23 protein-coding genes are annotated in these 21,993 nt (G+C 57.2%); 11 read left to right on the plus strand and 12 right to left on the minus strand.

Annotated elements, in window-relative coordinates:
- Window positions 1-34 precede the first annotated feature (34 nt).
- Window positions 35-856, minus strand: a complete 822-nt coding sequence (dapB, locus tag BLT54_RS08670) for a 4-hydroxy-tetrahydrodipicolinate reductase (RefSeq protein WP_074643686.1) — start codon at window positions 854-856, stop codon at window positions 35-37.
- Between the two features lie 102 nt (window positions 857-958).
- Here dapB and rbfA point away from each other — a divergent pair, with 102 nt between their 5' ends.
- The 3 genes from rbfA to BLT54_RS08685 are packed head-to-tail and all read left to right on the plus strand — an operon-like array spanning window position 959 to window position 2,856.
- Window positions 959-1,396 (plus strand): 30S ribosome-binding factor RbfA, encoded by a 438-nt coding sequence (rbfA, locus tag BLT54_RS08675; RefSeq protein WP_074643689.1) that lies wholly within the window; start codon window positions 959-961, stop codon window positions 1,394-1,396.
- Window positions 1,396-2,304 (plus strand): tRNA pseudouridine(55) synthase TruB, encoded by a 909-nt coding sequence (truB, locus tag BLT54_RS08680; protein WP_074643691.1) that lies wholly within the window; start codon window positions 1,396-1,398, stop codon window positions 2,302-2,304. The genes rbfA and truB overlap by 1 nt, the downstream gene beginning before the upstream one ends.
- Before the next feature lie 39 nt (window positions 2,305-2,343).
- Entirely contained in the window at window positions 2,344-2,856 is a 513-nt protein-coding gene (locus BLT54_RS08685; protein WP_074643694.1) for a DUF1643 domain-containing protein, read from the plus strand.
- Window positions 2,857-2,868: 12 nt separating this feature from the next.
- Here BLT54_RS08685 and BLT54_RS08690 read toward each other — a convergent pair whose 3' ends face one another.
- Window positions 2,869-4,275, minus strand: coding sequence for a calcium-binding protein (locus tag BLT54_RS08690; protein WP_074643696.1), 1,407 nt, complete (start codon window positions 4,273-4,275; stop codon window positions 2,869-2,871).
- 171 nt (window positions 4,276-4,446) lie between these two features.
- Here BLT54_RS08690 and BLT54_RS08695 point away from each other — a divergent pair, with 171 nt between their 5' ends.
- Complete coding sequence (locus BLT54_RS08695) at window positions 4,447-4,743, plus strand: DUF5665 domain-containing protein (protein ID WP_074643699.1); 297 nt, start codon at window positions 4,447-4,449, stop codon at window positions 4,741-4,743.
- Window positions 4,744-4,904: 161 nt separating this feature from the next.
- Window positions 4,905-5,174: a 30S ribosomal protein S15 gene (rpsO, locus tag BLT54_RS08700; RefSeq protein WP_009570598.1), complete on the plus strand. Its 270-nt coding sequence runs from the start codon at window positions 4,905-4,907 to the stop codon at window positions 5,172-5,174.
- Window positions 5,175-5,327: 153 nt separating this feature from the next.
- Here the strand turns inward: rpsO and BLT54_RS08705 are convergent, their stop codons facing one another.
- Window positions 5,328-6,065, minus strand: a complete 738-nt coding sequence (locus BLT54_RS08705; protein WP_074643702.1) for an SGNH/GDSL hydrolase family protein — start codon at window positions 6,063-6,065, stop codon at window positions 5,328-5,330.
- A 241-nt stretch (window positions 6,066-6,306) separates the two neighbouring features.
- Here BLT54_RS08705 and pnp point away from each other — a divergent pair, with 241 nt between their 5' ends.
- A complete protein-coding gene (gene pnp / locus BLT54_RS08710) occupies window positions 6,307-8,439 on the plus strand; it encodes a polyribonucleotide nucleotidyltransferase (RefSeq protein WP_074643704.1) in 2,133 nt (710 codons plus the stop codon).
- Window positions 8,440-8,516: 77 nt separating this feature from the next.
- On the opposite strand, the gene BLT54_RS08715 is transcribed toward pnp, so the two are convergent.
- The 4 genes from BLT54_RS08715 to BLT54_RS08730 form a co-directional block, all read right to left on the minus strand.
- A complete protein-coding gene (locus tag BLT54_RS08715; protein WP_074643707.1) occupies window positions 8,517-9,413 on the minus strand; it encodes a glycosyltransferase family 92 protein in 897 nt (298 codons plus the stop codon).
- Window positions 9,414-9,491: 78 nt separating this feature from the next.
- Window positions 9,492-10,145: a peroxiredoxin gene (locus tag BLT54_RS08720; RefSeq protein WP_074643709.1), complete on the minus strand. Its 654-nt coding sequence runs from the start codon at window positions 10,143-10,145 to the stop codon at window positions 9,492-9,494.
- Between the two features lie 105 nt (window positions 10,146-10,250).
- Window positions 10,251-10,898, minus strand: a complete 648-nt coding sequence (locus BLT54_RS08725; protein WP_074643712.1) for an RluA family pseudouridine synthase — start codon at window positions 10,896-10,898, stop codon at window positions 10,251-10,253.
- A gap of 18 nt (window positions 10,899-10,916) precedes the next feature.
- A complete protein-coding gene (locus BLT54_RS08730; protein WP_074643714.1) occupies window positions 10,917-11,369 on the minus strand; it encodes a GAF domain-containing protein in 453 nt (150 codons plus the stop codon).
- Window positions 11,370-11,459: 90 nt separating this feature from the next.
- On the opposite strand from BLT54_RS08730, the gene BLT54_RS08735 reads away from it, so the two are divergent.
- Complete coding sequence (locus tag BLT54_RS08735) at window positions 11,460-11,804, plus strand: STAS domain-containing protein (protein WP_009570591.1); 345 nt, start codon at window positions 11,460-11,462, stop codon at window positions 11,802-11,804.
- Window positions 11,805-11,862: 58 nt separating this feature from the next.
- Window positions 11,863-12,285, plus strand: coding sequence for an ATP-binding protein (locus BLT54_RS08740; RefSeq protein ID WP_245707986.1), 423 nt, complete (start codon window positions 11,863-11,865; stop codon window positions 12,283-12,285).
- A 24-nt stretch (window positions 12,286-12,309) separates the two neighbouring features.
- Here the strand turns inward: BLT54_RS08740 and hspQ are convergent, their stop codons facing one another.
- Window positions 12,310-12,636 (minus strand): heat shock protein HspQ, encoded by a 327-nt coding sequence (gene hspQ / locus BLT54_RS08745; protein WP_074643720.1) that lies wholly within the window; start codon window positions 12,634-12,636, stop codon window positions 12,310-12,312.
- An 85-nt stretch (window positions 12,637-12,721) separates the two neighbouring features.
- Here hspQ and BLT54_RS08750 point away from each other — a divergent pair, with 85 nt between their 5' ends.
- Both BLT54_RS08750 and BLT54_RS08755 read left to right on the plus strand, forming a co-directional pair.
- On the plus strand, window positions 12,722-13,603 hold the full coding sequence (locus BLT54_RS08750) for an AEC family transporter (protein ID WP_009570588.1): 882 nt from the start codon (window positions 12,722-12,724) through the stop codon (window positions 13,601-13,603).
- Window positions 13,604-13,709: 106 nt separating this feature from the next.
- Complete coding sequence (locus BLT54_RS08755; protein WP_074643723.1) at window positions 13,710-14,294, plus strand: transglycosylase SLT domain-containing protein; 585 nt, start codon at window positions 13,710-13,712, stop codon at window positions 14,292-14,294.
- A 4-nt stretch (window positions 14,295-14,298) separates the two neighbouring features.
- On the opposite strand, the gene BLT54_RS08760 is transcribed toward BLT54_RS08755, so the two are convergent.
- From BLT54_RS08760 to BLT54_RS08775, 4 genes are all read right to left on the minus strand, one after another.
- Window positions 14,299-14,913 (minus strand): LolA family protein, encoded by a 615-nt coding sequence (locus BLT54_RS08760; RefSeq protein WP_074643727.1) that lies wholly within the window; start codon window positions 14,911-14,913, stop codon window positions 14,299-14,301.
- Between the two features lie 81 nt (window positions 14,914-14,994).
- Window positions 14,995-17,967, minus strand: coding sequence for a DNA translocase FtsK (locus tag BLT54_RS08765; RefSeq protein ID WP_074643730.1), 2,973 nt, complete (start codon window positions 17,965-17,967; stop codon window positions 14,995-14,997).
- Window positions 17,968-17,977: 10 nt separating this feature from the next.
- Window positions 17,978-19,159: an aminotransferase class I/II-fold pyridoxal phosphate-dependent enzyme gene (locus BLT54_RS08770; RefSeq protein WP_074643732.1), complete on the minus strand. Its 1,182-nt coding sequence runs from the start codon at window positions 19,157-19,159 to the stop codon at window positions 17,978-17,980.
- A gap of 127 nt (window positions 19,160-19,286) precedes the next feature.
- Entirely contained in the window at window positions 19,287-20,615 is a 1,329-nt protein-coding gene (locus tag BLT54_RS08775; protein WP_074643735.1) for an amidase, read from the minus strand.
- 133 nt (window positions 20,616-20,748) lie between these two features.
- Between BLT54_RS08775 and BLT54_RS08780 the strand changes: the two genes are divergently transcribed.
- Window positions 20,749-21,984 (plus strand): FAD-dependent monooxygenase, encoded by a 1,236-nt coding sequence (locus BLT54_RS08780; RefSeq protein WP_074643737.1) that lies wholly within the window; start codon window positions 20,749-20,751, stop codon window positions 21,982-21,984.
- Window positions 21,985-21,993: the final 9 nt, after the last annotated feature.

Raw genomic sequence — 21,993 nt, forward strand, 5'->3', positions numbered from 1 at the left:
TCTTTTGAGTATTGAGATCACGATAAAGACGGGATCAAAGCCCAAGCACGTCGAGCATGTCATATTCGCCCGGCTTTTGCCCCTGCCCCCAGATCGCGGCCTTGAGCGCACCTTTGGCAAAAAGCGACCGATCCGAGGCCACATGGCGCAGGATGATCCGCTCGCCCTCACCCGCGAACATCACGTCATGTTCGCCGATAATGTCGCCGCCACGAATGGCCGAAAACCCGATGTCGCCGCGTTTACGCGCCCCCGTAATGCCGTCCCGTCCAGACTCGCGCACATCGTTCAGCGACACCCCACGCCCTTCGGCGGCGGCCTCGCCCAGCATCAAAGCCGTGCCAGAGGGGGCATCGACTTTTTTGTTGTGATGGGCCTCGATGATTTCGATGTCGTAATCGGCATCCAAGGCGGCAGAGACCATTTTTGTGAGTTTTGTCAAAAGGTTGACCCCAAGAGACATGTTGCCCGCCCGAATGATCGTAGCGTGATGCGCCGCAAGCGACAGCTTGTTCAAGTCATCCTCACTCAGCCCTGTGGTGCCGATCACAAGGACGCACCGCGCCTGCGCGGCAAGGGCTGCAAATTCGACCGTGGCGGCGGGGGCGGTGAAATCAATCACCGCTTGCGCCTGAGAAAATGCCTCCAACGCATCATCAGTGACCGCAACGCCCAGTGCGCTGCCCCCCATGGCCTCGCCGACATCGCGCCCGACCCAATCATGCCCCGTGCGCTCAATCGCACCCACAAGTTTGCATTTATCAGAGGCCACAATGGTCTTGATCAACATCTGGCCCATACGGCCGGACGCGCCGGTGATCACGATACCGGGGAGGGTGCCGGGGATGTCACTCATGTCTTTGGTCTCCTGACGAATGTGTTGGCGTGGTTTAGCGTGCGGCGAAGAGTTTGGCAAAGCCCGCTTGCATGAAAGGTCAATCGGGATTATCTCGCGGCCATGGCAAAACGTTCTCATTCCGGCGGACCCAGCGGTTCGCATCGTACCCTGCGCATCGGCGAGGCCATTCGGCGTCGTCTGTCAGAGATGCTTGCGCGCGGTGAAATTCACGACCCCGATCTCACCATGATGTCGATCACGGTGGGCGAGGTGCGTGTGGGCTCAGACCTTCGGGTCGCAACCGCCTATATCTTGCCGCTTGGGGGCAAAGATGCCGAGGCTGCGCTTGAGGCGCTGCGCCGCAACAAGGGCGAAATTCGCCACCAGGTTGGCAAGGCTTTGGGCATCAAACACACGCCTGAAATGCGGTTTGCCCTGGACGATACGTTTGACCGGATGGACGAGACCCGCCGGATTTTTTCCGACGAACGGGTTCAGCGCGATATTCAAAAACAAGATACGCCTGATGACACCCCCGATGGGGATGAAGAAGAGTAATGGCGCGTCGTAAAAAGGGCCGCGAGGTTCACGGCTGGCTGGTCGTGGACAAGCCAGCCGGCATGACCTCGACCTCGGTTGTCAACAAGGTGCGTTGGGCGTTGAATGCGCAAAAGGCCGGACACGCAGGCACCCTTGATCCAGAGGCCACCGGCGTTTTGGCCGTGGCGCTGGGTGAGGCGACAAAAACCGTGCCCTACATCACAGATGCGTTGAAATCATACCGTTTTTCCGTGCGCTTGGGCCAATCAACCAACACCGATGACGCCGAAGGCGAAGTGATCTCCGAGAGCGATGCCCGCCCAACAGACGCAGAAATCGAAGCCGCCTTGCCGCAGTTCGTGGGTGACATCATGCAGGTGCCGCCAAAGTTTTCGGCGGTGAAAATTGACGGCGAGCGCGCCTATAAATTGGCCCGCGCCGATGAAGATTTTGAAATCGCCGCCCGGCCTTTGTATGTCGATGAATTGACCCTGATCGAACGACCGGACGCGGATCATGTGATTCTTGAGATGGTCTGCGGCAAGGGCGGCTATGTCCGCGCCATTGCGCGCGATTTGGGTGAGGTTTTGGGCTGTTTCGGTCATGTCCAATGGCTGCGCCGGAACTGGTCCGGGCCATGGGATGCAGACGACGGCATCACCGTGGAGACCATTGATAAACTGGCCAAAACCGAAGAGCTCGACGCCTATGTCCGGCCCGTTGAAGAGGGGCTGTCTGATCTCGAAGAGGTGCGTTGCACGCCCGAGGGCGCGGCGCGACTTAAGAACGGCAATCCCGGCATGGTCTATCCCGCAGATGGGGTGGAATATGGCGACGAGGTTTGGGCGTCTTTTGAGGGCAAACCCTTGGCCGTTGGGCGATATATGGGCGGTGAATTGCACCCCTCGCGGGTTTTCAACCTCTGAAGGCTTGATCTGATCCATAGAACACGCCATTCAACGCCGATGATCACCCGTACCCATATCAAAGGCGACGCGCCCTCGACCGCCGTCTATTCCGATTGCGAACGCTATCGTTACTCGTTGGTCCGCACATGGGAGCCAGAGGGGCGCAAAGCACTTTTTGTGATGCTCAACCCATCGACAGCCACAGAGGTTCAAAACGATCCGACAGTGGAACGCTGTGAACGGCGGGCACGGACTTTGGGGTTTGGGTCGTTTTGCGTCACCAATATTTTTGCCTGGCGCGACACGGACCCGAAAAAAATGCGCCAAGCGGCGGACCCGGTTGGCCCGGAAAATGACGCGACGATTGCGGAATTTGCGCTCTGGGCCGATCAGATTGTCTGTGCGTGGGGCACCCATGGCGCGCATTTGAATCGCGGGGCCAATATGGAGCGGCTTTTGCGCCATACGGGGCGGGATTTGTTTCACCTTGGCCTGTCAAAGGCCGGGCATCCCAAACACCCGCTCTATATTGCCTACACCCAGAAGCCGGAGCTTTGGCCGCAGACATAAGGCAAGGCGCGTTTAGGACAGGGCCGAAGGGCTGAGTTCGACCACGACATCAGCCGCCGTGACATTGGGGGAGCCGTACAGCACCGCGACCACATCGCCATTCACAATCACTTGGCTCGACAGGCCGTCTTCGGTCTGACTGATCTCGACATCGAGCGTGCCGGAATAGGTGTCATCGGGGTTGAGGGTCACGCGCAGCATGTCCTCACCCTGATCAAAATCGGTGATTTCTGCATGGCCGACGCCGGCGCTGGCGTCATAGTAGAGCCAAAAACTATCTGCCCCCGCACCCCCCTCAGCCACATCATTGGCATCCATCAAAATCGTATCGCCACCATCGCCGCCATAGAGATGGTCAGCGCCGTCATCCCCGGACAGCACATAAGCGGAGCCCGTGTCATTGCCCGCATAGATCGTGTCATCGCCCGCGCCACCCGACAGGATGGCCGTGCCATCCCCGCCATAGATCGTGTCATTGCCCGCGCCGCCATCAATGATGGCCGCATCATCGCCCGCTGCGATCGTGTCATCACCCGCCCCACCCGTGACGATGTTGAGCGTTCCCTCGGTGTCGATGGTCGGCATGTCATTGTCATCCAACGCGAGCGTGGCATCCGTGCCACCCTGCATCGCATCATCAGCCAGAATGAAAGTTTCGCCATCATCGCCCAAGGTATACTCGACCGTCTCGCCAGTCAGTGAGCCCGTTGGCGCACCACCGCTGGGGGTGTCATCCACGTTCGGGCTGAGCACGTCATCCTCGGCGGTTCCCACAGGCCCTGCGACATCGGGCGCATCGGGATCATTGGTTGTCAGCACGTCGTCCTCGGCGCTCCCCGACGGGCCAGCCACATCAGGGGCATCGGGATCATTTGGATCAATCGCCCCAAAGTCACCAAGCTCGCTGAGCGAAAAGAGGTGTGCGTCCAAAGTGTCCGGGTCGGTGATCAGCACGGAAATATCATCGACCGGCAGTTCCTCGAGACCAAGGAAGGACAAAGTGGTTTCGTCGTCGCCCTCCAGATAGGACAGGCTTGTGCCAATTTCGGCACCATTTTCATCAAGCATTGGTTCAATGACAAATTCACCCGTTCCACCATCGGTGAGATCAAGGGTCACTTGGTCTTCGCCACTGGTGAAATTTTCAAATTGGGTTTCGCCCGAACCAAGAGACACGGAGTAATCTTCGCCGGGATCATCGGCGGTGGTGTCCACGGACGCTGGATCAACCCCTTCCGAAAGATCGGCCTCATCCACAGGATCGACAAGATCAACCGTGTCCGTGGTGGTCTCTGTGCTATCTTCGACGGTCTCGTCAGTGGCATCGTCTGATGGATCAGCCTCATCAGACCCCATCGCCATGTCGCTGACCGCAAATGCCGCAGGAAGCAATCCTATTAACGCCAATGCCCAAAGCATGCACCTATCCCCACATATTCACCCTGTTCCAACTTACGCCATTCGCCTTAAAATAAAAGAGGGAAACTCCGAACAAGTTAATCTAAATGTTTGTTAATGCAGGTTAATTTTCATTTTGCAAAAAAGGCGCTAATAAGGGCGCGCGAATATACCCTAAGTGAGGCGGAGAGCATGACGGACGACACCGAAACCTTATCAAGCAATATCAAGGGGCTGCGCGAAGAGGTGGCGCGATTCAACCGGCATAAATTTGTACGTATTCATGATTCTTATTGGAAATTGATGTGGTTTCAACTCCTGCGCGGCTTGGCCTTTGGCTTTGGCTCAGTGGCAGGGGCAACCATTCTTGTGTCGATTGTGGGATATGTTCTCAATCAAATGGAAGTCGTGCCGATTGTCGGGGAATGGGCCAAGCAAATGGCAACAGAGATCATGAACGAAACAGCAAAGGTTGGAGCAGGCCAATAACAGGCCAACAGCAGAACTGTCTCACAAACCCCTTTCCTTTTTGACAGAATCCGACTAAGTGCGCCTATTCTCAGTCGATCGGATTGAGAAGATTCTCCAAGGGCCTTGCTGGACGACATCCCGGCCTGCGCCATAACCCTTTGATCTAAAAGGAGACCCCGATGTCGATCACTGCTGAAGAAAAAGCACGGCTGATGAAAGAATTCGCAACCAAAGAGGGCGACACCGGTTCGCCTGAAGTTCAGGTTGCCATTCTGTCCTCGCGCATTGCCACGCTCACCGAGCACTTCAAAATTCACAAAAAAGACAACCACGGCCGTCGTGGTCTTTTGATGATGGTCGCACAGCGCCGCAAGCTGCTCGACTACGTCAAAGGCAAAGACGAGTCCCGTTACCAGTCCCTCATCGAACGTCTGGGCCTGCGTCGTTAAGCTAAAATCAGACCGCCTCACGCCTCCCTCAAAAGGGGTATCGTTTCAAGTGTTGTGTGGGCGGTCACGCTTTTGATTTCAAAATCCTCCGAGCAATCGGGGGATTTTTTTATGGAATTAAGGGCGCACGAAACGACCCTTAACGGTTTTCATCTAACGGTTTTCATCGACCTTACGAATGAGATCGGCCACCAGACGCCCGATGGCTTGCGAACCCTTTTTCGACGGGTGGATCATATCCGCGCCGTGATAGGAACGGTCGCCCTCGGGGACGAGATCGGCGATAGAGAGAAAATAAACCCCATCCATCTGCTCCGCCATCTGTATCAGGCGCGCCTCAAGCGCATCTCCGGCTGGACGGCAAGCGTCGATGACGGAATCAACACCGGGACTGCGCAGATAGCCGACAAAGACCACACGCGCGCCGGTTTTGCGGATGCGGGAGATCAACTGCGGGATGTCGCCACTGGTGCCGCTTATCGTCACCATACGGTTGATCTTACGCTCACATTTGCCACAGCCACAGCCCAGCCAAAGATCATTGCCACCACCGTTGATCACCACCCAATCCCACGGTTTGCCATGGTATTGTTTGGCGATTTTAAGCCCAAGCGCACCAGTGATGGGCAGCCCATAGAGGATCCGCGCGCCCGCGACAGAGCGGTTGACCACGGGCTCATTGAGTGCATCAGACAGCGCATCCGCGATCGAATTGCCGGTGATCATGTGCCATGCCATCATGGAATCGCCAATGGCGAGGATGCGTGCGGCGTCACCCTCTGCCGCGGTCTCTTGCGTGGTTTGGGCCCACGCATCGCGAGGCGCGCCGATCAAGGATAGCGCACACAGAAGGACGGCCAGCAGGCCATAAAAACCGGATTTCAATTGCACTTAAGACCTCACGGGGGATTCTGCATTCATTTTGCACGTGTTTATGTCAATTTTGGGATGAGGCAGCCAGAACGAAGTCTTTTACAAAACCAAGGAATTGCTGTATGGGCGGATTCATCTGAGACGTGACGCAGTGACCCCAGCGTTGTGAGATTAGGATAGAGGGGGTCGGCGGCAATGGGGCCGCCAATCAATCGGGAGACCCGCAGGGGCGGGAGAGCTCCCAAGTAGGATACACTTGATGTTCAACGAAGTGAAAAAATCGATCCAGTGGGGCGAAGAGACGCTGACACTGGAAACGGGCAAGATTGCCCGTCAGGCCGATGGCACCGTGATCGCCACCCTTGGCGAAACCTCGGTCATGGCCAACGTGACCTTTGCAAAGGCACAAAAACCGGGGCAGGATTTCTTTCCGCTGACGGTTCACTACCAAGAGAAATACTATGCCGCCGGTAAAGTTCCGGGTGGCTTTTTCAAACGCGAAGCACGTCCGACGGAAAAAGAGACGCTGACGGCGCGTCTGATCGACCGCCCGATCCGCCCGCTGTTTGTGCCGGGCTTCAAAAACGAAGTTTTGGTGATGTGTACGGTTCTGTCGCACGATCTGGTCAATGACCCGGACGTTGTTGCGATGATTGCCGCCTCCGCCGCTCTGACCATTTCCGGCGCGCCGTTCCGTGGCCCGATTGCCGGGTGCCGCGTTGGTTTTGTCGATGGTGAATACATCCTCAACCCCGAAGTCGACGACATGCAGAACCTGCGCTCGAACCCTGAGCAGCGTTTGGACCTTGTTGTTGCGGGCACCAAAGATGCCGTGATGATGGTGGAATCGGAAGCGTATGAGCTGTCCGAGGATGAAATGCTCGGCGCTGTGACCTTTGCCCATGAGCAAATCCAGCCGGTCATCGACCTGATCATTGATCTGGCCGAAGATTGCGCGAAAGAGCCGTTTGAATTCGCTGTGCCGGATTACTCAGAGCTGTTCAACACGGTGAAAGCGGCAGGCGAAGACAAAATGCGCGCCGCCTATGCGATCACCGACAAGCAAGAACGCGTTGCTGCCGTCTCTGCCGCCAAGGACGAGATCAAAGCCACCCTCACTGAGGACCAGCTTGCCGACGAAAACCTCGGCTCCGCCCTCAAGAAACTCGAATCCTCCGTGCTTCGTGGCACTGTGGTGAAAGAGGGCAAGCGGATTGATGGTCGTGCTTTGGATCAGGTCCGCCCGATCGTCTGCGAAACCGGCCTTTTGCCGCGCACCCACGGCTCTGCCTTGTTCACCCGTGGTGAAACGCAGGGTCTGGTTGTGACCACGCTGGGCACCGGCGATGACGAACAGTTCATCGACGCACTGCATGGCAACTTCAAATCCAACTTCCTGCTGCACTACAACTTCCCCCCCTACTCCGTGGGTGAAGTGGGTCGTGTTGGCTCTCCGGGTCGCCGCGAAATCGGCCACGGCAAACTCGCGTGGCGCGCCCTTCAGGCCGTTCTGCCCGCTGCCACCGATTTCCCCTATACGATCCGCATCGTGTCTGAGATCACCGAATCCAACGGCTCGTCCTCCATGGCGTCCGTCTGTGGTGGTTCCTTGTCGATGATGGACGCCGGTGTGCCGCTCAAAGCCGCTGTTGCCGGTGTGGCCATGGGTCTTGTGTTGGAAGACGATGGCGAATTCGCCATCCTGACCGACATCTTGGGTGACGAAGATCACTTGGGTGACATGGACTTTAAAGTCGCAGGCACCGAAGCGGGCATCACCTCCTTGCAAATGGACATCAAGGTCGCGGGCATCACGCCTGAGATCATGAAACAAGCTCTTGCTCAGGCGAAAGCGGGTCGTTTGCATATCCTCGGCGAGATGAACAAATCGCTGTCCGGCGCTGGCGCATTCTCCGCCCACGCTCCGCGCATCGAAACCATGCAGATCCCGGTTGATAAAATCCGTGAAGTGATCGGCTCCGGCGGTAAAGTGATCCGCGAAATCGTTGAAATGTCCGGCGCAAAAGTCGACATCAACGATGACGGCATCATCAAAATCGCCTCCGCCAACGGCGAAGCCATCCAGAAAGCCTACGACATGATCTATTCGATCGTCGCAGAGCCGGAAGAAGGCAAGGTCTACAAAGGCAAGGTCGTGAAACTCGTCGATTTCGGCGCGTTCGTGAACTTCTTTGGCAAGCGTGACGGCCTTGTGCACGTCTCCCAGATCGAAAACCGCCGTCTGAATCACCCGTCCGACGTTCTCAAAGAAGGTCAGGACGTTTACGTGAAACTTCTGGGCTTTGATGACCGCGGCAAAGTGCGCCTCGGCATGAAAATGGTCGATCAAACGACTGGCGAAGAAGGCGTGACCGAGGAAGTCGCTGAGTAATCAGCTCTTTGGTTAGACATAAGAGAAGCCCCGCTTTTGGCGGGGCTTTTTGTTTGAGTATTTGGACTGCAATGAAGTTAGGGGCGCGCGCCAAACCACCGCTTCGCCGCCAAATCCTCGACACTCTCCGCTTCGATTTGATCGACCTTGCGCATCACGCGGCGGAGGTGATCGGAGGTGTCTTGGGTCATGTTGGAGCCGCGGTTGATTTTGGCCTGAAGTTCGCTGTTGGAGCGGGTGTAATAGTGGTTCAGTTGGATGTGATCAGCGGAATAAAATCCCGGTTTTTTACGATCCCCAGCCGCGGCACGCGTGCCTTTGTCGTTGACACTTGCGGTTGATCCGTCTGTCTCGATCGAATGCACCTTGATCGCGGTGACATGGCACGGATCGACGATCATTTTGAAATTGCACATGCCTTTCAAGGGGCTCATCGGGTCCGGGTGACGGCGGATATAATTGGCGATGATGCCGCCCTCGGGCGCGTCCTCAAAGCCGTTGCGCCCGAACATATGCCATGGCAGCGAGATGTTGGTTTCATCACTCAAATGCGCAAGGCAGTCGGGTAGCGTATCGGCGGATTTAGGCACCAAAAATTCATCCACGTCGATGAACGTCATCCAACGATAGCCGCCACCAAAATTGCGCACGGCATGGGCATAAGCCAACACTTGGTTGTGGATTTCCGCACCTGTCCCACCATCACGCAGCTTTTGGTCCCATGGGATCACGGTGACATGCTGTACCCCGATGGCAGCGACGAGTTCGACCAGTGTCGTGTCGCTTGAGCCATTGTCATAGACGTAGACATGCGAGATTCCGGCGCGCAGATGAAACCGCGCCCATTCGCCGATATGGGCCGCTTCGTTTTTGACGATCGCGACAAGGGCGAGACCTGAGCGATCCGGCAAAGGCATTGGCGGATCAAGCGCGATGCGGGAGATGGATTTGGTGCGTCTGAGAAACGAAAGCATAAAAAACCCCTATTCGCGAGCACCATAAGAAAGATTGGCACAGACGAACAGGGGCGAATTCAGGACGCGGATAACGTCTTATTTCGGGTCTTTGGCAAACCGCAAGTAGGGCAGCTTTTTGTCGAGCGTGCCGTATTTTTCGGCCGCAGACGCATCATCCAAAGAGGTCGCGACAATCACGTCCTGTCCGATGACCCAGTTCGCAGGTGTCGCCAAAGGCACGCCAAAGGTCTTTTGGAGACCGTCCAAAGCGCGCAGGATTTCGGCAAAGTTCCGGCCCACGGACATCGGATAGGTCATCATCAACTGAACTTTTTTGTCCGGCGAAATGATAAAGACGGAACGCACGGTGGCCGTGTCAGCGGGCGTGCGCCCATCCGGCAGATAGGCCTCAGCCGGGAGCATGTCGAAGGCTTTGGACAGGGCCAGGTCTGTGTCCGCCACGATCGGGAAACCCGCTTTGGCGCCAGCAAAGGATTCGATGTCGGTTTTCCAACCCTTGTGCTCTTCGACACCATCCACAGACACGCCAAGCACCTTGGTGTTACGCGCTGACCATTCATCGGCAAGCTGTGCCACAGCGCCAAATTCGGTGGTGCACACGGGTGTAAAATCTTTCGGGTGGGAGAAAATCACCGCCCAACTGTCGCCGATCCAGTCGTGCAGTGTGATCTCACCTTGATCGGTGGTCACGGTCAGATTGGGAACGATGTCATTGATGCGAAGGCCCATGGTTTTCTCCTTTGAGTGAATACGTGGTTCGTCATTTTAGATAGGTTCTAAAAATGGGTTTTACACCCTTCTGATCCACCCCGCGACAAAATTACTCGGGCTTTGTCAGAACGGGCATTTGGCGCTAAAGGACAGCCCCGCCCCACCGTCCGGATGGCGCAGGCGCAATTGTTCAGCGTGAAGCATCAAACGCGGGGCCTCGCGTGCGGCTCCGGTGGCGTAAAACGGATCGCCCATGATCGGATGCCCCAGCGCCAACATATGCACACGCAATTGATGCGAGCGCCCGGTTTTGGGCATAAGGCGGACGCGGGTTTGATCCTCAGTATAGCGGACCACACGCCAATCGGTGATGGCCTGTTTGCCGGTCTCATGATCCACCATCTGGCGCGGCCGATTGGGCCAATCGACGATCAGCGGCAAATCAACAGTGCCGGTTTTCTCCGCAATATGGCCATGAACCCAGGCGACATAGGTCTTTTTGGTCTGACGTTTCTCAAATTGCAAACCAATGTGACGTTGCGCATGGGGTGTGAGCGCAAAGATCATCACGCCAGAGGTGTCGCGGTCCAAACGATGGATCAGCAAAACCTCCGGGAACACCGCCTTGATCCGCGCGATCAGACAATCGGCAAGATGCTCGCCCTTGCCCGGCACCGACAAGAGCCCCGCAGGCTTATCGACCACAAGGATTTCATGATCCATGTGGATGATTTTAAGCGGGTCTTGCGGCGGGGCGTAGATGGTATCCATGGCGCGGCGATAGCATGGCTATGCGCAAGAGGCAAAGGTGTCATCGAGGATTTCACCGAGCGCCATCACATCCTCTTGCGTGAACGCAGCAGGCAGATTGCTGTCGATATCGAAGACACCAAGGAGCGTGCCTTTTGCATTTCGCACAGGCAGGACAATTTCAGAACGCGTTGTGGACGAACAGGCGATATGACCCTCAAAAGCCTCGACATCCTCAACCAATTGAGCCTCGCCAGTGCGCGCACAGGCCCCACAAACGCCACGAGAAAAGGGAATCACAAGGCATCCATGTCCGCCTTGATAAGGCCCGATCTTTAAAAGGTCTTTGGAAACAACGCGGTAAAATCCAGTCCAATCGAATCGATCATCAGACAGATGCACCTCGCACGCAAACGTTGCCATCAAAGCGACCACATCCTTCTCACCTTCGCAGAGGCTTTTGATCCGATCCGACAAAGCGGCATAATCCATGTGATTTTCTCCATTTTTCGCGTCTGTGCAAACCCATTGGTAACATTTGGATCGTAGTTTCATCTCATCGGAAGAGCAAAGGTATCGCGGATGAAACTGAACCATCAGGATTTTGAGGATGTGCGTGTCGTGTGCGTTGACGAAAACCGGATTGATGCCGCCTGCGCAATCCAGTTTAAGGATGAGATGCGTGGATTGAGTGAGGCTGGTCCCTCTCGCATCATTTTGGACCTCGGCAATGTCGAATTCCTCGACAGTTCCGGTCTTGGTGCTGTGGTTGCTGCGTTGAAGGCCGTGCGCCACGGACAACGTCTGGAACTCGCGGCTCTTCATCCAACCGTGCAACGGGTGTTCCACCTGACCCGCATGGACACCGTATTCACCATTCACGACAGCGTCTCCACGGCGGTGGAGGGCGTGGCGAATGCGTCCTGAGGGCAATCTACAAAGTAAAGTGGCCCGGCGTATCGCCCCGCAATCGAAAGAAAATGAGTTGAGGATCATTCTTCCCGCACGAGAAAACGCAGTTCGGCGCGGATTGAAAAGCATCAAAAATGGCCTTGGGCCAATTGGATTTTCCTACGACGAACTTGCCAGTCTTGAACTCGTTTTGGCAGAAATCCTCAATAATATCGTCGAACACGCCTATCGTGACAATGAGGCGGGCATCATTGAAATTCAAATGTCGCAAACCACTGACGGGCTATGGTGTACCATCATCGACACCGGGGCGATGATGCCAAATGGCGAACCGCCACTGGGGATGCAATGCGATCTCAATTGCGACGTTGCCGATCTTCCTGAGGGTGGGTTTGGTTGGTTTCTGATCCGGGAATTGGCGCATGATTTGGAATACACACATGAAGAGGGCCAAAATCGCCTCTCTTTTCGCATGTCCATCGGTCGTCTCAACTAATCCTTGTCACCTGGCCTGCATGCTTCAGTTCAGTTGAAAATGCAGCGGGTAGGACCCGTCCTCAAACGGACCAAACAGATCTGACAGATCGGGATGCTCGACCGGAACACCGGAATAATCTGCAACGAGGTTTTGCTCAGAGACATAAGCGACATAATAGCTTTGATCATTTTCAGCGAGCAGATGATAAAAAGGTTGGTCTTTATGGGGCCTGCTGTCTTCGGGAATGGCATCATACCATTCTTGGGTGTTTGAAAACATCGCATCCACGTCAAAGATCACCCCCCGAAAGCGACGTTGCTTGTGGCAGACAACTTGCCCAAGATGATATTTGGCTCGTGATGTCATCATGACGTTGCAACCCCTATAAACGGTTAGTAGACCGTAAAAATGGCGACTGTCCACGGGGGGCAGGCAAAGAAATAGGAAACAGTCTGTGAACCTCGTTTTAACAGTGCTTGAAATCGTGTCGCCGGTTTTCCTTTTGGCACTGGTTGGGTTCACCTGGGTGAAGACCGGTCATGAATACCGTTTGGAATTCGTGACCAAGCTGACAATGACACTCTCGGTCCCGGCGCTGATCTTTACCGCTTTGGTCAAAGCCGACATTGAACCCGCCGCTTTGACCGCTCTGTCTTTCGCTGCGGTCGCCGCTTATGCGGGGGTAACGTTGGCCGCCTATCTGGCGGTAAAACTGTTCAAACTCGACAGTCGTACATTCTTGGCCCCACTGATTTTCGGCAACACCGGCAACCTTGGCCTGCCGCTTGCCCTCTTCGCCTTTGGTGAGACGGGGTTGAGCTATGCTGTGGTGGTGTTCGCTGTGATGGCGTTGTGGTCCTTTACCTTTGGCGTCTATGTGACGGCGGGCGGCGGCTCCCCTGCGAAGGCGTTCAAGGAACCTTTGGTCTGGGCCACCGCCCTTGGCGCTCTGTTTTTGTGGCAAGGCTGGACCCTGCCCAAATTCGCGATGAACACGCTCGAACTCTTGGGCCAAGTTGCCATTCCGATCATGTTGATCACGCTTGGGGTCGCCGTGGCGCGGTTGCACCCACACGGGCTTGGTCGAGCGGGCATCATCGCCGTGGCCAAGGTCATCCTCTGCGCCGGAATCGCGGCGCTGGCGGGTCGCTATTTCCACCTCGACCCCATTGCATTTGCCGTGCTCGTGGTCCAAATCGCCACGCCCGTCGCAGTGACCTCCTATATGTTGGCGGAAAAATACGGTGCCGATTCTGACGCGGTGGCCGCGCTTGTTGTCGCCTCAACGCTTCTCTCGGTCCTGTATTTGCCCATTCTGTTGGCCATCGTCATTTAACTCGCGACACCATGCCCGCCGTTCGACGCAAAGATCACGGGAAAGACATTTCACACCACGCCCAAATCCGCTATTGTCTCACAAAACAAAAAAGCGAGAGGCAGACATGAGCAGACGTCTTCGCGCAGTGGCATTACTTTTATTGGTCTCGGCTTGCGGCAGCGGCAATTTCTCCGCCCCCCGGGAACTCGAAAACGCCTGCGCCATCGTATCCCAACGCCCCACCTATCTTCGGGCGATGAAAGCCACCGAACGCAAATGGGGCATTCCGGTGAACGTGCAAATGGCGACGTTCTACCAAGAAAGCAAATTTATCGGCAACGCCCGCACCCCGTATCGTTTCGTGCTTGGCGTGATCCCGATGGGGCGTCAAAGTTCGGCCTACGGATATGCGCAGGCGCTGGATGCCACTTGGGATGAGTACCGCCGCGAACAAAACCGTTGGGGTGCCAAACGGGATCGCATCCAGGACGCGACCGATTTCATGGGCTGGTACATGGATAAATCCACGTCGGTTTTGGGCATTTCAAAGCAGGATGCCACATCGCAATACCTCGCGTATCACGAGGGCCGAACGGGCTATGCCCGTGGCAGTTACCGCGCGAAATCATGGTTGATGCGTGTGTCCACCGAAGTCGGCGCACGATCCACCACCTATCGCCAACAGTTGATGTCCTGTCGTAAGCTCTAAACTTTTAGTCGATCGGCGTACCGCGCCGTTTGGCTTCGGACCGGATGTTGAACAGACTGTCAGAGACGGACCCTCCAAGCGTCATCTTGGTGAGCTGGACGGTTGTATCACCACCGTTCTGATCATGAATGACCCAGGCTTTCAGGATGGGCGTGGCACTGAAAATCAAATCAATCGAGCCATATTCCGGGTGATCCGGGTCCTGGGCGCGCACCACCGTGTCACCATTGACCTCGGTGTGCGATACCACCATGCGCGCCTTTGACAGGTCAACATTGCGCGCCAGGATCAACGACAGCGGCGTCTGCGCCATGGGAAAGCGCTGTGGCGGCTCGTTTGAACCCGGATCAAAAATGGCAACCTGGCCGCCCGCCCCCAAAACAAGCGGATCATTTTCCCCGCCATAGGACAGGCGCATCCGACCCGGACGTTTGAGCGTCAACGTCCCTGAAGACCGTGATCCGTCATCGTTGGTCTGGGTAAAATCCGCCTGAACCGTGGACAGGCCATTGAGGTAATTCGACAGGGTTCCAAGCGACAGCTTCTCCGCCATTGCCGGGGCAGCAACGGAAAAAGCAATCAGGGCGGCGGGCGCAAGAGCGGTGATAAAGCGTTTCATGCCCTCACATATACGCCTTTGCGCACGCCCTTTCACCTCTCTTTAGATCACATCACGCGGATTTTGGCGTGATGTGATATGTCATTGTTCAGGAACAAGAATTTCGCGTTTTCCAACATGGTTGGCCGAGGAAACGACACCCTCGTCCTCCATTTGCTCCACCAAACGCGCCGCTTTGTTATAGCCAATGGCCAGTTTGCGCTGGATATAGGAGGTCGAACATTTGCGGTCCTTGATCACGATGGCCACGGCCGTATCATATAGCGCATCTTCCGAGTCGGTGTTGCCGCCGGACAGGCCCAGCACCGCGTCAATGTCGCTTTCCTTATCCGCATCCGGCCCCTCAACCACGCCACCGACATAATCAGGCGGACCGTAGGCTTTGAGATAGGAAACGATTTTTTCGACCTCTTCGTCGGAGACAAACGGCGCGTGGCAGCGTTGGATTTTACCGCCCCCCGCCATGTACAACATGTCGCCCATGCCAAGGAGTTGCTCGGCACCCTGTTCACCCAAAATGGTGCGGCTGTCGATTTTCGATGTCACCTGGAACGAAATCCGGGTCGGGAAGTTGGCCTTGATCGTACCCGTGATGACGTCGACTGACGGGCGTTGCGTTGCCATGATCAAGTGAATACCAGAGGCCCGCGCCATCTGCGCAAGGCGTTGAATACAGGCTTCGATCTCTTTGCCCGCGACCATCATCAGGTCGGCCATCTCGTCCACAATGACGACGATATAGGGCAAGGTTTCGGGCTGAAACTCGTCGGTTTCAAAGATCGGATCACCGGTTTCGTCGTCAAACCCGGTTTGAACGGTGCGCGAAAACAGCTCGCCTTTGGCCAGCGCTTCTTTAACACGACCATTGTAGCCGTCGATGTTGCGCACGCCCATTTTGGACATTTTGCGGTAGCGATCTTCCATCTCCGCCACGGCCCATTTGAGCGCGACCACGGCCTTTTTCGGATCGGTCACAACCGGCGACAAAAGGTGTGGAATGCCGTCGTAAACGGAAAGTTCCAACATCTTCGGGTCGATCATGATCAAGCGGCATTCCTCCGGCGTCAGCCGATAGAGCAATGAAAGGATCATCGTGTTGATCGCCACGGATTTCCCGGAGCCGGTGGTCCCAGCGATCAAAAGGTGAGGCATTTTGGCGAGGTTGGTGACAACCGGATCACCGCCGATGTCTTTGCCCAACGCCAGAGGCAGGGACAATTTGCCATCGCCATAATCGCGGGTCGACAGGATTTCGCGGAAGCTGACCATTTCGCGGTGATCATTGGGCAATTCGATCCCGATCACCGACCGCCCCGGCACCGTGGACACACGCGCGGAGAGCGCCGACATCGACCGCGCAATATCGTCCGAGAGGCCGATCACCCGCGAGGCTTTGAGGCCCGGCGCGGGCTCAAGTTCATACATGGTGACAACCGGGCCGGGGCGGACCGAAACGATCTCACCCTTAACGCCGTAATCATCCAACACGCTTTCCAACATCCGCGCGTTTTCTTCCAAGGCTTCATCCGAGAGCGTGTGGCGCACGATATTGACCGGGTTGTCCAACAAGGACAGCGGCGGCACCTCGTATTGGGCCTCTTTCGGGTCGAATTTCAACGCAGGCTGCGCCTCGGCTTGCGCCTGTTTCGACTGGGCAACAGGTTTGCGTACCGGATGTTGCACCACGCGCTTGGCCTCGGGGGCCGCGGGTTTTGGCGGTTCATACCGCTGCGGCTGCGCGCTCAGATAGTCCGGAGTTTCGACCTCATCCGCCTCTGGATAGACCTCCTCAGCAAAGCTGTCGACGGCCTCATAGCTATACTCATCGTTATACTCATCGGCAGCAAAGGGATCAGCATAAGCGTCATCCTCCAAACTGCCCTCAGCATAGGTTTCCACATAGGGGGCAACCACCGGCTGCGGCCGCTCGGCCTGCGCCAAGATCATCGGCTTCGGACCCTTTTTGTATTTCGCAGCGGCCTTTTGTGCGGCGGTGAGCGGCGGTTCAACCCGCTCCGTAACCGCCGGAGCCTCGCGCGACCCAACGCGCGACCGGGCACTGATCACATTGGCGATTTTGGAGCGAATGCGATCGTCCTGACCCGGCGCAACATAAACATCCGGGGCCTCGTCGCGTTCAATCAATTCCGGTTCCAAATCGTCAGGTGCGGTGCGTTTCAACAGCCCCGGCATCTTGGCGAAAAGCGAGGGTTTGGGGTCGTATTCCACAGGGTAAGTCGCGGCCTGTGGCGCAGTTTCCGGCATCGGCGCACGCAACACGCGGCCCGGACGCGGCTGAGCTTGTGCGGTCTGAGCCGCTTCAAATTCGGCAAGTTCGGCGGCAGCTTGGCGGCGCTCATCGCGACGTTGCGCGGCATTTTGGGCCAAACGTTGCCCGACCGTCATCGACCCGCGTGCACTGCGACCCAAAAGGTGCAACACCAGCGCATAGAGCGACACAACACCGATCAGCAAAAAACGCCCACCCGCAAGCAATTCGCGGACAACAAAGCCAAAGGCAAAAAGCATCAGGGCAAGGGTGCCAAAAAACGACAGGACAGAGAGGGCCTTAAGGCTAAACCCCTGTCCTAAGGGCAGAATTTGGATCAATGCGGCCAAAACCGTATCCCCGAACAGGCCGCCAAAACTTTGTGGCGCGGTGGAGGCATGGGTCGAGGCATAGACCGCCGCCACGGCAATGGCGATGGGCACAAACACGGCCCGCGTCAGCGCACGTTCGGCCCCACGATGCAGGACAAACCGCAGCCCCCACGCCAGAAACGCCAGAGGGAATCCCCAGGAAGCGGCACCCACGATGATCATCAATGGCGAGGCAATCGAGGCGCCGAACCGACCCAAAACATTGCGCACAGGCGCATCGGTGGCGGACAGCCAACTTGGATCTTCGGGCACATAGGAGCCGAGCATCAGGGCAAATAAAACCCCCGCTACGATCAGGCCAAGCCCAATAAGTTCCTTCCCCCGCCGCTCCAAAACGGCTTGGGTGTTTCTGTCGAAAAGCGGATCGCGACCACGTGCCTGATAGGATGCCATGCCTGCCTCTTTATGTGTACAAACAGTCGCGGAGCTTGATGAGCCCGCGCCGTGTCTCGTTGATTGGGGCCACAAGGGCGACCCTGATATATGACGCGCCGGGGTTTTCCCCATCCACGTCCCTCGAAAGATATGCGCCGGGCAAAACCCGAACGCCGGTCTGTGTCCAAAGCTTCATCGCCGCTTCTTCGCCATCCTTGACGGGCAGCCAGAGGAAAAATCCGGCCTCGGGGGCGGCGGCACCATCAATGCCGGCGAACACCTCATCGGCCATGTCGAATTTCTCGGCATAGAGCGCACGCGAGGCGATGACATGATCCTCGTCGGCCCAAACCCGCGCGGACACCGCCTGGATCGGATCGGGGAGCGGCGCGCCAGAGTAGGCGCGCAAACGGCGGATATGGTGGATGTTTTGCGCCCCTGAGGCAACAAACCCCGAACGCAGCCCCGGAAGGTTGGAACGTTTGGACAGGGAATGGAAAATCACCACGCGTTCGGGATCGGCCCCCAGTTCACGGGCCACATCAAGCGCACCTGTGGGCGGCGCGTCCCGGTAAATCTCGGAATAACACTCGTCGGCAAACACTTTGAAATCGTGCTTTTCCGCCAAAGCGATCAAGGCGCGCAGATAGTCGCGCGAGGCCACGGCCCCCTGCGGGTTGGACGGGCTACAGATATACGCGATGGCGGTGCGCTCAAGCACCTCGGCGGGCAAGCTGGCGTAATCGGGCAAGAACCCGGTGTCCCGAGTGGCGGGCACAAACACGGGTTCGGCGCCAATGGTCACGGCGGCGACGGCGTAAACTTGGTAAAACGGGTTCGGGATCAAAACGACCGGCTGTTTGCCATGCTTTTTCTCCGGGCAGAGCGCAAGACAGGCATTCATCAGGCCTTCGCGGGTCCCGTTCAGCGCCATGAGTTCGGCCTCGGGATCAACCGTCACGCCAAAGCGGCGCGCAATCCAGTTTGAGATCGCGCTCAACAACGCGTCAGAGCCGTTGTTGTTGGGGTATTTGGCAAAACCCGCGATATTTTCGGCCAAAACCTCGCCAATAAAATCGGGCATGGCATGACGCGGTTCGCCAATGGTCATATGCATCACCTCACCGCCCGGCGCATGAGCGTCGAGAAGGTTCCGCAAACGCGGAAACGCATAGTCTGGCAGGTTTGAAAACCGCTCAGGAAACGTCATGGAACTGCTACTGCCTCGTGTTTCCGGATCTTTTGCCCGGGTAATTGCGATCAGGATAGCGGGCGTGGGCCTCCGGGTCCAGCAAAAGACGCCGCACATCGGGGGGGCCGTGTCGCAGTTGTGGCTTTTAGGCCAGTGCCGTCTCCGCCGCTGCCCCAAGCCGCAACAGCTGCGCTTCGGTATTGGGCGGCGTTTGCAGGATGACCCCACAAGACGGCACGCCCGTGGGCAGGGTCAGCGCCGCCAGTCCCATCAAATTGCCCACCCGTGTGTTGCGCAAAGCCAAAAGGTTTTCAGTCACATAGTAGTTGGAGTCCGTCATCAACCGCTCCGCATTGGGCGGCAAGATCGGCGCGGTGGGTAGGATGACAGCATCATATCCCGCCGTGGCCTTAAGGTACTCCGCACGCAGATGGGCAAGCTTTTTCCAACCGGCCACGAAATCCGCGCCACTAAAGGTCTGGCCCGCCCGGAACCGCTCCAAGATACGCGAGAACATCACGTCGGGATTGGTCTCGATATCATCACGCCATTCGGCATAGGCTTCGACGGTGAAAAGGATGCCAGACAGGTCCATGGCCGCCTCCACGGCGGGCACGCGGGCGCGGTGAATCTCGGCACCGGCATCTTTGAATTTGGTCACAGCGGCATCAAACCCGGCAAGGGGCGCGTCACGGATGTCGTCAAACACCACGGAGTCGAGGATCAAGAGCCGTTTGCCTTTGAGCGTTGCGCCTTTGAGATCGGGGGCGGATGTGCCGTCCAGAATGGCGAACAGCGCGGCGGCATCTTCGACGGTTTTGACCAGCGGGCCGACTGTGTCAAACGTGGCGGCAAGGGGCACGACACCCTGCAAAGACAGCCGTCCGGCGGTGGTTTTCAGACCCACAAGATCGTTCCACGCAGAGGGAATACGCACCGAGCCCCCGGTATCCGACCCAATCGCACCGGGGGCGAGACCAAAGGCGACGGAGGTCGCAGCGCCAGAGGACGACCCGCCCGAAACCGCCTCCATATCGTTGATACAGGGCGGGGTGGCGGTGATCGGATTGAGGCCAAGGCCGGAAAAGGCGAGTTCCGACATGTGGGTTTTGCCCAAGGCCACCAGCCCGGCCAGCGCGCCCCGGCGGACCATTTCGGCGTCACGGCTGGGAATGCGGTCTTTCAACAGCGCGGTGCCGGCTTCGGTCGCCACGCCAGCGGTGTCAAAAAGATCCTTCCATGACACGGGCACACCGTCCAAAAGACCACGCCGCACGCCGTTTTGAGCACGCATGGCGGCGGCCTCAGCCTCGGCCAAAGCACGATCCGCCATCATGCGGGCATAGATACGGGGGCTGAGAGGGTGAGAGGCCGCACGATCCAGAAAATCGGCGGCCAGATCACGCGGATCAATGTCGCCCGCGCCAATGCCGCGCCCCAAATCGCACATGCTCATGTCTTTGAAATCGGCCATTTGGTTTTCCTTTCGTGCCCAAGGCACGTCCCGGATCGTGCCTTGGGCCAACCTAGCGACGGATGAACGCATGGACAATCCGGTCTTGTGCATCATATTTAGCCCAGTCCGCATAGACCCTCGGGAGATCGTCATGACCCAGAATTCTACCCCTTCAAGCGATGTGATCATCATCGGCGGCGGTCTCAATGGCCCGGCCTTGGCGCTGGCCTGTGCGAATGCTGGGTTGCGCGTGAGTTTGATTGACTCTTTGCCGCAAGCGGCACGCGCCAGTGATGCCTTTGATGGCCGCGGCTATGCTCTGTCCTTGTCCTCTCAAAGGCTTTTGAAGGCCATCGGGATTTGGCCCAAAGTGGCCGCTCATGCGCAAGAGATTTTGGACGTGAAGGTCACGGACGGCAAACCGGGCGAAGGCCCCGCGCCGTTTATGTTGGAATTTCGCGACGGCGAAATTGACGAAAGCCCGATGGGCTACATGGTCGAGGACCGCTATCTCCGGCAGGCGTTTTTGACCGCTTTGAATAGCCAGGCCAAGATCACCCAGATCGAAGGCACGGTCACCGCGCAGGAGATTGATGCCCATGGGGCAAAGGTGACGCTGAGCGATGGGACCGTGCTGTCCGGGCGGCTGATTGTTGGCTGTGACGGGCGAAAATCCGGCACGGCCGAGCGCGCCGGGATTGGCCGCACCGGATGGGGCTATGGCCAAACGGCGCTGGTCTGTGCGATCGCCCATGAATTGCCGCATCACGGCTGTGCGCATCAGTTTTTCTTGCCATCCGGGCCTTTGGCGATCCTGCCCTTGCCGGGCCATCAAAGTTCGATTGTCTGGACCGAAAAGGACAAGATGGCCGGGGATATTCAGGCCCTGTCTGATGCCGATTACATGGCTGTTTTGCGACCGCGGTTTGGCGATTTCCTCGGCGAGATTTCTTTGGTTGGTCATCGGTTCGCCTATCCGCTCAACATCACCTTGGCGAACAAATTTTACGCCCCGCGCGTGGCCTTGGTCGGCGATGCGGCGCATGGGATGCACCCGATTTCAGGCCAGGGTTTGAACGCGGGTCTCAAAGACGTTGGTGCATTGACCGAAGTGATTGTGGACGCGCATCGGCGTGGCGAAGACATTGGCCGCGAAGATGTTTTGGCCCGCTACAGTCAATGGCGGCGGTTTGATATTGCCACCATGGCTTTGATGACAGACAGCTTTAACAAGCTGTTCTCAAACGACAATCCAATCCTGCGCATCGCGCGCGACATGGGGATGGGTATGGTCAATTCGATCACCGGCCTGCGCCGCGCCGCGATCCGAGAGGCGGCCGGGGTGAATGGCGATTTGCCGAAATTGTTGCAGGGGCGTGCGCTTTAAACCGCCCCG

This window comes from Celeribacter baekdonensis, from assembly GCF_900102315.1.
Lineage (GTDB): Bacteria > Pseudomonadota > Alphaproteobacteria > Rhodobacterales > Rhodobacteraceae > Celeribacter > Celeribacter baekdonensis.